At 72.6% G+C, this 11,672-nt stretch carries 11 protein-coding genes; 8 read left to right on the top strand and 3 right to left on the bottom strand.

Going from position 1 to position 11,672, the window contains the following annotated elements; all coding sequences use genetic code 11:
* The first annotated feature begins 28 nt into the window (after window positions 1–28).
* Together AC07F3_RS30415 and AC07F3_RS30410 are read left to right on the top strand one after the other, a co-directional pair.
* Entirely contained in the window at window positions 29–403 is a 375-nt protein-coding gene (locus AC07F3_RS30415) for an STAS domain-containing protein (RefSeq protein ID WP_114040495.1), read from the top strand.
* Window positions 404–502: 99 nt separating this feature from the next.
* Entirely contained in the window at window positions 503–1,033 is a 531-nt protein-coding gene (locus AC07F3_RS30410; protein WP_479117648.1) for an EF-hand domain-containing protein, read from the top strand.
* A gap of 9 nt (window positions 1,034–1,042) precedes the next feature.
* Here AC07F3_RS30410 and AC07F3_RS30405 read toward each other — a convergent pair whose 3' ends face one another.
* Together AC07F3_RS30405 and AC07F3_RS30400 are read right to left on the bottom strand one after the other, a co-directional pair.
* A complete protein-coding gene (locus AC07F3_RS30405; protein ID WP_479117612.1) occupies window positions 1,043–1,987 on the bottom strand; it encodes a phosphatidylinositol-specific phospholipase C in 945 nt (314 codons plus the stop codon).
* A gap of 37 nt (window positions 1,988–2,024) precedes the next feature.
* A complete protein-coding gene (locus AC07F3_RS30400; protein ID WP_479117611.1) occupies window positions 2,025–3,560 on the bottom strand; it encodes a class I adenylate-forming enzyme family protein in 1,536 nt (511 codons plus the stop codon).
* A gap of 149 nt (window positions 3,561–3,709) precedes the next feature.
* Between AC07F3_RS30400 and AC07F3_RS30395 the strand changes: the two genes are divergently transcribed.
* From AC07F3_RS30395 to AC07F3_RS30385, 3 genes are all read left to right on the top strand, one after another.
* Window positions 3,710–4,873 carry an acyl-CoA dehydrogenase family protein gene (locus tag AC07F3_RS30395; RefSeq protein WP_479117610.1) on the top strand — a complete coding sequence of 388 codons (1,164 nt, stop codon included), beginning with the start codon at window positions 3,710–3,712 and terminating at the stop codon, window positions 4,871–4,873.
* Window positions 4,873–5,751 carry an acyl-CoA dehydrogenase family protein gene (locus tag AC07F3_RS30390; protein ID WP_479117609.1) on the top strand — a complete coding sequence of 293 codons (879 nt, stop codon included), beginning with the start codon at window positions 4,873–4,875 and terminating at the stop codon, window positions 5,749–5,751. Before AC07F3_RS30395 ends, AC07F3_RS30390 begins: the two co-directional genes overlap by 1 nt.
* Before the next feature lie 399 nt (window positions 5,752–6,150).
* On the top strand, window positions 6,151–6,672 hold the full coding sequence (locus AC07F3_RS30385) for an ATP-binding protein (RefSeq protein WP_479117608.1): 522 nt from the start codon (window positions 6,151–6,153) through the stop codon (window positions 6,670–6,672).
* 249 nt (window positions 6,673–6,921) lie between these two features.
* Here AC07F3_RS30385 and AC07F3_RS30380 read toward each other — a convergent pair whose 3' ends face one another.
* A complete protein-coding gene (locus tag AC07F3_RS30380; protein WP_479117607.1) occupies window positions 6,922–7,848 on the bottom strand; it encodes a cyclase family protein in 927 nt (308 codons plus the stop codon).
* Window positions 7,849–7,934: 86 nt separating this feature from the next.
* Between AC07F3_RS30380 and AC07F3_RS30375 the strand changes: the two genes are divergently transcribed.
* From AC07F3_RS30375 to AC07F3_RS30365, 3 genes are all read left to right on the top strand, one after another.
* Window positions 7,935–8,861 (top strand): SDR family oxidoreductase, encoded by a 927-nt coding sequence (locus AC07F3_RS30375; RefSeq protein ID WP_479117606.1) that lies wholly within the window; start codon window positions 7,935–7,937, stop codon window positions 8,859–8,861.
* Between the two features lie 612 nt (window positions 8,862–9,473).
* Window positions 9,474–10,613, top strand: a complete 1,140-nt coding sequence (locus AC07F3_RS30370; RefSeq protein ID WP_479117605.1) for an acyl-CoA dehydrogenase family protein — start codon at window positions 9,474–9,476, stop codon at window positions 10,611–10,613.
* Window positions 10,610–11,659, top strand: coding sequence for a Zn-dependent alcohol dehydrogenase (locus AC07F3_RS30365; protein ID WP_479117604.1), 1,050 nt, complete (start codon window positions 10,610–10,612; stop codon window positions 11,657–11,659). The genes AC07F3_RS30370 and AC07F3_RS30365 overlap by 4 nt, the downstream gene beginning before the upstream one ends.
* The last annotated feature ends 13 nt before the right edge of the window (window positions 11,660–11,672 follow it).

Genomic DNA, 11,672 nt, shown 5'->3' with positions numbered 1-11,672 from the left:
CACGGCAGCAAAGAGAGGGGCCGGCGACGTGACGCTGAGAGTGGACGAGTCGGAGCAGGGTGCGTGGACGGTGCTGCGCGTGAGCGGCGAGCTGGACCTGGTGACCTCACCGGGGCTGCGCCGGCAGGTGCACGCCGTGGTCGCGGACGGCCGCCGGAATCTGGTCCTGGACCTGTCCGGGGTGGTGTTCTGCGATTCGATCGGCGTGGGCGTGCTGATAGCGGCCCGCCGTCTGATGCGCTCCTGCCAGGGCCGGCTGCGGCTGATCCTGCCCGCGCGCGGCGCCCTGGACGGCAGCCATGTGAACAAGGTGCTCGCCGCGCTCGGGGTGCGCCGGCTCTTCGAGGTGTACGGGGATGTGGGTTCGGCCTCCGACGACCTGGCCGAACCCCTCTCCGCGTAAACCCGTCGCGTCCCGGTCACCGGGACCCCGCTCGCGGTACTCGTCCGCGTAACCCCCTCACGCGGGCGCCGTTGGTCGTACGCTCCGGCCATGGACAGCATGGACAGTCCCGAGAGCCCCGAGAGTGCCGAGTACGAGCGCCGGGTGGCCGCCCGCTTCGCCTCCTTCGACCAGGACGGCAACGGCTGGATCGACCGGGAGGACTTCTCGACGGCGGCCGCCGCCCTGCTCGCCGAGTTCGACACGACCGCCCGCTGCGACAAGGGCCAGGCGCTGTACGGCGGCGCGGAGGCGCTGTGGCAGGGCCTGGCCGGGATCGCGGACGTGGACGGCGACCAGCGGGTGACCCGGCAGGAGTTCGTGGGCGGTGCCCTGAAACGGCTGCGGGACCGCACGGACCGGTTCACCGAGATCGCCCGGCCCTTCCTGCACGCGGCGTTCGCGGTGGCCGACACGGCCGGCGTCGGCACGGTCTCCGTGTCCGACGCCGAGCGTGCGCTGCGGGCGCTCGGCGCCTCGCCCGGGGCCGCCGCCGACGTGGCCGTGGCCCTGGACGGGGACGCCGACGGCCGGATCACCGAACCGGACGCGGTGGCCGCGTTCGCCGCCTACTTCACGACGCTGGCGTAGGCGCGGCGGTCAGTGCCGGTTCCAGTCGATCAGGGTGCGCAGGGTGTCCGAGTGGAAGTCGGGGAAGTCCATCGGGACGACCCCGAGGTGGGTCCGCTCGCTCAGGCGCGCGGTGAGGTAGCTCTGCACGCCGGGCATGATCGCGTCGGCGTTGACCTTGGGCCAGCCGCCGCCCGCGTAGCTCGTGAAGTTGATGTAGAGCTGGGCCGAGTCCTGGTCGGTGCGGGCGTTGTCGAACTGCTGGGTGACCTTGGCGGTCTTCTTCGACGGCCAGGACAGGCCCTGGTAGATGTCCTGGAGCCGGATGTACTGGTTGGACAGGAAGTCGTTGTCTCCGCCCGGCCATTGGAGCACCGGCCAGTCGTTGTCGAACTGGGCGATGAGCACGATCCTGCCGCGCGCCTCGCCGAGCGTGGGCACCCGGTCGGTGATCAGGAACCGGGGCCGCCAGCCCTTCTGGTCGAGGTAGACGTCGAGGACGTTCTTGAAGTCGGCGCCCACGTCGTTGCTGGTGCCGTTCTCCTTCTTGAGCCGCATGAGGAGCACCTCACCGGGGTGCGCGTCGAGGAAGGCGGCGCTCTGGGTGAGCACGTCGCCGAACGTCATGCCCTGGTAGAAGGCGCCGTGGTAGATCCCGAAGGCGTCCTTGAGGTGGCCCTGGAGCCCGTTGGCCCGGATGTCGAAGAAGCGGATCCCCTGCTGCAACTGCTGGGTCAGGCCCCAGTTCTGGGTGTGCGACCACTCGGTGCCGTTGTTCGGGTTCGTACAGCAGGAGTCGTGCGTGCCCGGGATCGTCATGCGCAGCAGCGAGAGGCTGTCGGGCAGCGCCGCCATCCAGTCGGCCGGGTTCGCGCTCGCGCGCGGCCGGACGGCGGCGCGCGCCGTGGCCGGGAGGAGCGTGGTGGCCGAGAGCGCGGCGGCGCCCAGTATCAGGTGTCTGCGGGTGAGTTCCATCGGTCCGTCCTCGTGGGGGAGTGACAGGGCGCAGGGGTCATGCCCCGCCGAAGCGCTCCCGCAACTTGTACTTCAGCACCTTCCGCAGCGTCTCGTTCCTCGGCAGCGCCTCCACCACCTCTAGCCGCTCCGGCAACTTGTGCACGGACAGGCCCTGTTCGCGCAGATACGAGGTGATGCCGGGCAGCGTCAACCCGGCTGCGCCCGGCGGCTGTTCGACCACCGCGCACACCAGCTCGCCGCGCTCGGCGTCGGGGAGGCCGACCACGGCGGCGTCGCCGACGCCGGGATGGGTGTGCAGCAGGTCCTCGATCTCCTTCGCGGAGATGTTCTCGCCCTTGCGGATGATGATGTCCTTGATCCGCCCGGTCAGGACGAGGTGCCCGGACTCCTTGACGTGTCCCACGTCCCCGGTGATCAGGAACCCGTCGGCGTCGAAGACGTCCCTGGACTGGGCCGGGTCGAGATACCCCCGGCACACCGCCTCGCCGCGCAGCCGCACTTCGCCGTCGGTGCCGGGCGGCACCGGGCGGCCCGCTTCGTCGGTGACACGGATCTCCATGCCGGGCGGCGGGCGGCCCTCGGTGGTGGCCAGGTTCTCGGCGGTGTCGTCGGGGTCACCCATCGTGATCATGGGGACCTCGGTCATGCCGTACCCGTGGGTGAGCTGCACGCCCATCTCCCGTACGACCGCGTGGTAGACCTCGGGCGGTTTCGGGGCGCCGCCGCCCGCGAGCAGCCGCAGGGTGGGGATCACCTTCTCGCCGGGCCGCTTGCGCTGCTCGGTCAGGAACATCGAGTAGAAGGCGGTCGAGCCGCCGGCCACCGTCACCCCGTGGCGCCGGTACTCCGCCAGCGCGTCCGGCAGCGCGAAGTGCTCGAACATCACCGCGGGAAAGCCGTAGAGCAGCAGCATCACCGTGTAGTCGGGACCGGCGATGTGGGCGAACGGGAAGGCCATGGAGCCGACGTCGGCGGCCGACAGGCGCAGCGCGTGCGCGAGGCAGGAGCCGCCCGCGATCAGCGAACGGTCGGTGTGCAGCACGCCCTTGGGGTCGGACGTGGTGCCGGAGGTCCAGTAGATCCAGCGGACGGAGGTGCCGTCGGCGGGCGGGGGCGGCAGCAACCCCGGGTCGCCGTCCGGCAGTTGGCCGTACGCCTCGAAGAGGTTCCGCGCGCCGAGGCGGCGGGCCATGGCGGTGTGGTCGAAGCCGCGCCACACCCCGGGTGTCGCGAAGAAGTCCGCCTTGGACTCGCGCAGCGCGAAGCCGACCTCGCGGTCCCGGTAGAAGGGGATCACCGGCGACTGGACCGCGCCGAGCCGGGCCAGCGCGAAGGAGAGCACCGCCGTCTCGATGCGGGTCGGCAGCTGCCAGGCGACCACGCTCCCGGGACGCACGCCCATGCCGTACAGCCCCGCCGCCACCCGCTCGCAGCGCTCGCGCAGGCCGCCGAAGGTGAGCGTGCGGTCGCCCTGGAGCAGCACCGGGCGGTCCGGGGTGAGCTCGGCGCGGCGCTCGATCAGCTCCCAGAGCGTGCGCGAGGAGCTCAGTGCGTGTGCGGTGTCGGTCATGACCCAGCCCCCAACTGACGAGCCGTCAGATATCCGGAGAGGGTAGGCGTCCTCTCCTTGCTGGTCCAGAGGCGCGCGGCTAGCCTGCTTCCTGACGGGGCATCAGATATGTGGGTCGATGGGGCCGCGGGCCTGCCGAGGGAGCGCCGATGGACCTGACGTACACCGAGGAGGAAGAGGCCTTCCGGGCCCGGCTGCGGGAGTGGCTGACGGTCTCGCTCCGCCGACTCCCCGCGAGGCCGGACCCGTTGGACTGGCCGGCGCGCCGTGCGTACGACACCGCCTGGCAGCGGATGCTCTACGACGCCGGGTACGCCGGGCTGCACTGGCCCGAGGAGGCGGGCGGCCGGGGGGCCACCCCCACCCAGCACCTCATCTACCTGGAGGAGACCGAGAGGGCGGGCGCCCCCTACGTGGGCGCGAACTTCGTCGGACTGCTGCACGCGGGCCCCACCATCGCCGCCGAGGGCACCCCCGAACAGCGGGCGCGCTGGCTGCCGCCGGTGCTGCGCGGCGACGAGATCTGGTGCCAGGGCTTCAGCGAGCCGGACGCGGGCTCCGACCTCGCGGCGCTGCGCACCCGGGCGGTGCGCGACGGTGACGACTACGTCGTGACCGGCTCGAAGATCTGGACCTCGCACGCCGAAGTCGCCGACTGGTGCGAACTGCTGGTGCGCACCGAGCCCATCAGCGAGGCGGCGCCCAAGCACCGGGGCATCACCTGGCTCGCCCTGTCGATGGACGCGCCCGGCGTCACGGTCCGCCCGCTGCGCACGCTCGCCGGGTCGGCCGAGTTCGCCGAGGTGTTCCTGGACGAGGTGCGGGTCCCGGTGGGCAACCGGGTCGGCGCGGAGAACGACGGCTGGCGGGTCACCATGGTCACCCTGTCCTTCGAGCGCGGCACCGCCTTCGTGGGGGAGGTGGTGGCCTGCCGCCGGACGCTCGCCGAACTCGCGGCGGCCGCGAAGGCGAACGGCCGCTGGGACGACAGCGCACTGAGACGTCAACTCGGCCGCCTGAACGCCGAGTTCACCGCCTTGTGGCGGCTGACCCAGTGGAACGTGAGCGAGGCGGAGCGCGGGGGCGGGGTGCCCGGCCTCGGCGGCTCCGTCTTCAAGCTCCGCTACTCGCACGCCCGCCAGGAGCTGTACGACACCGCGGCCCGGGTGCTGGGCGCCGACTGCCTCGACCTCGACCGCGACTGGACCCTGGACCGGCTCTCCTCCCTCTCGTACACCATCGCCGCGGGCACCTCGCAGATCCAGCGGAACATCGTCGCCGAGCGCGTCCTCGGCCTGCCCAAGGGGCGCTGATGGACTTCCAACTCACCGACGAGCAACGGGCGTTGAAGGCCGGGATGCGTGAGCTGCTCGACGCCCGGTTCGACCACGAGGCCCTGCGGGCCGCGGTGGAGCGGCCGGGCCTCGACCGCACGCTGTGGCGCGCGCTCGGCGAGGCCGGGTTCTTCGCGCTCCGCCTGCCGGAGGACGAGGGCGGGGTCGGGCTCGGACTGCCCGAGGCGGTGCTCGTGTTCGAGGAGGCCGGGCGGGCGCTGCTGCCGGGCCCGCTGGTGGCGACCCACCTCGCGGCCGGGTCCGTGGCGGGCGCGGCCACCGGGGAGACGGTGGTGACCCGGGTCGACGGGGGGTTCGTCTGCTGGCTCGCGGAGGCCGACCACGTCCAGGGCGACGCCCATGACGCGATCCCGGTGCGCTCGCTCGACCCGCTGACACCGCTGCACCGGACGCCCGGGGCGCGCACGTCCACCCTGCCCGAAGCCGTGCTGCTCGCCGCGGCCGAGCAGCTCGGCGGCGCGTCCCGCACCACCGAGCTGGCCGTCCAACACGCCAAGGAGCGCGAGCAGTTCGGGCGGCCGGTCGGCGGGTTCCAGGCGGTGCAGCACCTCTGCGCCGACATGCTCGTACGCACCGAAGTGGCGCGGGCCGCCGTCTACGCGGCGGCCGTGACCGGCGACCCGGACGAGATCGCCGGGGCCAAACTGCTCGCCGACGAGGCGGCCGTGCGGGGTGCGCGCGACTGCCTCCAGGTGCACGGCGGGATGGGCTTCACCTGGGAGGCCGACGTGCATCTGCACCTCAAGCGGGCCTGGGTGCGGGCCGAGCAGTGGCAGTCGGCGGAACAGGCGGCCGAGGCGCTGGCCGACGCGCTCCAGAGCGGCGTCCAGGGGTGACCCGTGCGCGGTACACGGTCACGGTGCGTTGACAACCGGCGGGCCCGGCGCACTCGCCACGAGCCGGACTCGGGGGCGCTCTCCGGTACTCTCCGTGGGATGCGAGAGGTGGTGTGGCCCGGCTCTCCCGGCGTTGCCGATGCGGCGGCTCCGGGCCCGGAAACGCACGCCGACCGCGCCGGACGGGGGCGTCGTACGTGCTCCCGTTCGGTTCTCCGCACGGTGAGCCGCACAGTATGCACCACGCATACTCCTTCGCGCTGGAATATGCCCGAAGCGCTTGTTGCGGTGACTGTACGTCAACCATGCTGTCTCCCATGGGAATCACGTTCTGTGACCCCGATGGTGGTCCCTGTGAGGCGCGAGGCGATGTGTCCGCCGGTTCGGATGGTGTGAACGGTGCAGGTGCTTCAGGTTCAGTTGGAGGTCGGGCCGGATCCCGCCGAGGTGGGCCGGGCCCGGAAGTGGGCGCGCTCGCGACTGGCGGGGTGCGGCATAGGGCTCGATGAGCCGTGTGCCGAGACGTTGATCCTGCTGATCTCGGAGCTCGTCACCAACGCCGTGGTGCACACGGGCTGTCCGGCGGTGCTGCGGATGCTGCTCGGCCCGGCCGAGGGCGGCACGGTGCGGGTCGAGGTGGCGGACAGCAGCTGTTGTCCGCCCCGGCCGCGCCACGCCCAGGGTGACGACACCAACGGGCGCGGGCTCGAACTCGTCGACGGCCTCGCCGACCGCTGGGGCTGGCGCCCCGAGGGCGGGGGCAAGTCGATCTGGTGCGAGGTGGACCGCGACGCGCCCGGAGCGCCGCCCACACCGGAGCTTTCGGGTCATTCGGGGCTCAAGGAGTGTTCGGGGCGCACGGACGGGGCGTACGGGAGCGGGGCGTATGAGGCTCCCCGCGCTGTCACAAATACGGCATAAGTGGTGAACTGCTCAGCAGGTGTTGACGCATCGTTGCGCCCTGATCACCCTGGGATGAGCGATTCGTCGCGAGGGGACGTCGAGGCCCTGCACGGCCTCGGCGAGTGCGGGTCGCGGCACGGCGTCAGCTCCACCAGGGCGAGGCTCCTCTCAGGGCACACGAGGAGCGGAGCCGGTCGCCGATGCCGGGGTGGCGGCGACGGTGCCGCGCTCGGGGCGCGCACGCGGCGCCGCCACCCGTGAGTCCGGTCAGAGAACGGCCACCGGGGCCACGGGCGTTCCGGTCGCCCCCACGAACGGCTCGGGCATGGCGCTAAGCAGGAACGCGTAGCGCGACGCCTCCGCGCAGGCGGTGGACAGCGCCTCCAGGTTCCAGTTCTGGCCCTGGAGCATCCCCATCTCCACCAGGTCGAGGGCGTGCACCGGCAGCCACAGGTCCTCGATCTCCGGCGGGAAGATCTCGAAGGTGAGGGTGTCGTTGGCGACCGCCGCGACGTCCCGCGCGTGGAACCACTCGGGCGTGCGCACGGAGAGCCCCGGGGACGGATACCCGTAGCCGTGCCGGTCCCCGGACAGGTACACCCGCACCTGTCCGGTGCGTACGAGGACGATGTCCCCGGCGCGCACGGTGACCCCCGCGAACTCCTCCGCCTCCGCCAGGTCCTCCGGGGTCACCGCGTGCCCGCCTTCGAGCCGGTCGACCCCCTTGGCGCGGGCCACGTCGAGCAGGACCCCGCGCGAGACGACGTGGCCCGGCTTGTCGATGCCGCTGAACTCGGCGCCGCCGTGCGCGGTGATGGTGGCGGCCGGGCGGCCGTTGTAGATCTTCCCCGAGTGCGAGACGTGGGTGAGGGCGTCCCAGTGGGTGGCCGCCTGGAGCCCGAAGGTCACCGCGTCGTCGCTGCACGCGACGGTGCCGGGTCCGAAGATCTCCTGGTTGATCTGGACCATGGTGTGCAGCGGGTTGATCCGGCCGGGGATGATCCCGGTCTGGACGCCGTCCTGCCGGAGCGGGAGCGCGAGCGGGACGCGGCGGCCGGACCGGACCTCGGCGGCGGCGCCCCTCATCACCTCGTCGGTGATGAGGTTGAGCGTGCCGCGCTCGTCCTCGGACCCCCAACGGCCCCAGTTGTTCACGCGTTTGGCGATGTCGTGGAACTCGGGCGGCAGTGACATACCCGTCCCTCCCGGGGGCTTGTGGTGACGCGTCCGACGGGTCAAAAATCTAACGGTCCGTCAGAAACCGCGGGAAGGGGCCGGACGTGGGGAACTTCTTGGCAGGCAAGGTCGTCGCCGTGACGGGGGCCGGCCGGGGCATCGGCCGCGCCGTCGCGCTCGCCGCGGCCGCCGAGGGAGCCAGGGTCGTCGTCAACGACTACGGCGTCTCGATCGAGGGCGGTGAGCCGAGCAGCGAGATCGCCGAGGCGGTGGTCAAGGGGATCGTCGCGGCGGGCGGCGAGGCGGTGGCCGTCGCCGACGACATCTCCACGATGGCGGGCGGCCAGCGCATCGTGGACACGGCGCTCGCGCGGTACGGGCGGATCGACGGGGTGGTGTGCGTGGCGGGCATCCTGCGCGAACGCATGCTGTTCAACATGTCCGAGGAGGAGTGGGACCCGGTGGTCGCCACGCATCTGAAGGGCACGTTCACAGTGTTCCGGGCCGCGTCGGCGGTGATGCGCAAGCAGGGCTCGGGCACGCTGATCGGCTTCACCAGCGGCAACCACCAGGGCAGTGTCGCCCAGGCCAACTACAGCGCGGCGAAGGGGGGCATCATCTCGCTGGTACGCAGCGCCGCGCTCGGGCTGCACAAGTACGGGGTGACGGCGAACGCGGTGGCGCCCGTTGCCCGCACCCGGATGTCGGCCAACGTCCCCATGGAGCTGAAGGAGATCGGCTCGCCGGAGGACGTGGCGGCGCTGGTGGTCTACCTGCTGTCCGAGCGGGCCCGGGACGAGGGGATCACCGGGCAGGTGTACACGGTCGCGGGCCCCAAGATCGCGGTGTGGGCGCAGCCGCGGGAGCTTCGCGCGGGGTACGCGGAGGGGGGCTGGACGCCGGAACGCATCGCCGACTTCCTGCCGGGGACGGTGGGGGTGGATCCCATGCCGATGCTGGCGCGGCTGGAGGAGATGGCCCAGGCGGCGGCCTCCTCGACCCGTCCCAACGCGGCCCCCCCAACGAGCTGACCGTGCGCCCCTCTTGGCCCCCGGAACCCCTCCCCGTGGCTCCCCGAACCGGCCCACCCGGGGCTCGCCCCCAGCCCGCCCAGGGCTCCCCGGACCGGCCCACCCGGGGCTCGCCCCACCCCGCCCGGGGCTCGCCGGACCGTTCCACTCGGGGGTCGCCCCAGCCCGCTCGGGGTTCGCCCCGAACCCGGTGTGCCTGGGGCTCCGCCCCAGACCCCGGGGGCTTGCCCACCCACCCGCCCGCACAGGGGGTCGAGACGGCGGGCCCCCGGGGGCGCTGCCCCCGGACCCCCGCTCCTCAAACGCCGGAGAGGCTGGATGCCCGGACGACGCTCGCCCGCGGCCCGCAGGTGGCCGGTCGCGCAGTTCCCCGCGCCCCTAACCCGCTTTCGTCCTCGGACCGTGCCCGCTTCTCGCGCAGTTCCTCGCGCCCCTAAGCGGCACCGGTGCTGGCCTGCATGGGCATCTTTAGCCCGTCCGGCGTTTGAGGACGAGCGCCCTTTAGGCGCGAACGGGGTCTGGGGCGGAGCCCCAGGAGCGCACTTCAACCCCCGGAGGGTCTCGGGAAGGGGCGGGGTGGGGGAAAAGGCCGCTCTCTCGACTGGAGGCACCGTGGACTTCCGCACAGACCCGCAGGACGACACCTTCCGCCACACCGCCCGCACCTGGCTGGCCACCCACATGGCCGAGCAACCAACCGATTGGGAAAGGGAGTTGGGCCAGGGCGGATGGATCGGGCTCGGGTGGCCGGACGGAGCGTACGGCAACCGCACCGCCACCCTCACCCAGCAGGTCGCCTGGGCCGAGGAGTACGCCCGCGCCGGCGCCCCCACCCGCACCGGCCACATCGGCGAGAACCTCCTCGCCCCCACCCTCTTCGCCCACGGCACCCCCGCACAGAAGGACCGCTTCCTGCCCCCTATCGCCCGCGGCGAGGAGCTGTGGTGCCAGGGCTACAGCGAACCCGGCGCGGGCTCCGACCTGGCCGGTGTCCGGACCGCCGCCCGCCGCGACGGCGACACGTACCGCGTCACGGGTCAGAAGATCTGGACGTCGCTGGCCCACGAGGCCGACTGGTGCTTCGTGCTGGCCCGTACCGAGGAGGGCTCGCGACGCCACCGCGGCCTGTCGTTCCTGCTCGTCCCGATGGACCAGCCGGGCAGGATCGAGGTCCGGCCGATCCGGCAGCTGACCGGCACGAGCGAGTTCAACGAGGTGTTCTTCGACGGGGCCACGGCGCGGGCCGAGCACCTCGTGGGCGGCGAGGGCAACGGCTGGCAGGTCGCCATGAGCCTGCTGGAGCTGGAGCGCGGGGTCTCCACGCTGGCCCAACAGGTCGGCTTCACGGCCGAGTTGGAGCGCGTCGTCTCGCTCGCGCTCGACAGTGGCGCCGTCCGTGATCCCGTCCTGCGGCGGCGCCTCGTCGACCAGTGGGCCGAGCTGAGGATCATGCGCTGGAACGCCCTGCGCACCCTGGGGGGCTCGGGGGAGGCGGGTTCGTCCAGCGTGGCCAAGCTGCTGTGGGGCGGCTGGCACCAGCGGCTCGGGGAGCTGGCGATGGCGGTACGGGGGGCGGCCGGCACCGTAGGACCGGCCGACTGGGACGAGGCGCGGCCCTACCCACTCGACCCGCTCCAGCACCTGTTCCTGTTCACCAGGGCCGACACGATCTACGGCGGCTCGGACGAGATCCAGCGCACCATCATCGCCGAGCGGGTGCTCGGCCTGCCCAGGGAGGTCCGTGTTCCGTGAGAGGTGTCGTGTTCGACGGGAAGCAGAGCCAGGTCGTCGACGATCTGGAGATACGGGAGCCGGGGCCGGGGGAGGTGCTCGTCGCCGTCGCGGCGGCCGGGCTGTGCCACTCCGACCTGTCCGTCATCGACGGGACGATCCCGTTCCCGGTGCCGGTGGTGCTCGGCCACGAGGGCGCGGGCGTGGTGGAGGCGGTGGGCGCGGGGGTCGGCCATGTGGCACCGGGCGACCACGTCGCACTGTCCACGCTGGCCAACTGCGGGGCGTGCGCGGAGTGCGACCGGGGCAGGCCGACGATGTGCCGCAAGGCGATCGGCATGCCGGGCCGCCCGTTCTCGCGGGGCGGGTCACCGCTCCACCAGTTCGCCGCCAACTCGGCGTTCGCGGAACGCACCCTGGTCAAGGCCGTACAGGCGATCAGGATCCCCGAGGACGTGCCGCTCACCTCGGCGGCCCTGATCGGCTGCGGGGTGCTGACAGGGGTGGGCGCGGTGCTCAACCGGGCCAGGGTGGACATCGGCGAGACGGTGGTGGTCATCGGCACCGGGGGCATCGGCCTCAACGTCCTCCAGGGCGCGCGCATCGCGGGCGCCTCGGTGATTGTCGCCGTGGACACCAACCCGGCGAAGGAGCCGCTGGCCCGCCAGTTCGGCGCGACCCACTTCCTGCCCTCCACCGACGGCGTCCGCGACATCCTGCCCAGCGGCGCCGACCACGCCTTCGAATGCGTGGGCCACCCGGCCCTGGTCCGCGCGGCCGTCGACCTCCTGGACCGCCACGGCCAGGCGATCCTGCTCGGCATGACGGCCCCCACGGTCGAGGCGTCGTTCCCGCCCGCCGGCCTGTTCCTGGACAAGTCCATCCTGGGCTGCCGCTACGGCAGTTCGCGCCCCCAGCGCGACATTCCGCGTTACGCCGACCTGTACCGCCGCGGAGCCCTGCTCCTCGACGAACTGGTCACCAGGACGTACCCCGTCGAGGACTTCACCAAGGCGGCGGACGACCTGCACCACGGGAGGGTGGCGCGGGGGGTGCTGACGTTCTAGCCGGGCCGCGCCC

The sequence above is a fragment of the Streptomyces sp. NPDC045846 genome (assembly GCF_056431605.1).
This window is presented reverse-complemented; position numbering and strand designations above follow the sequence as displayed.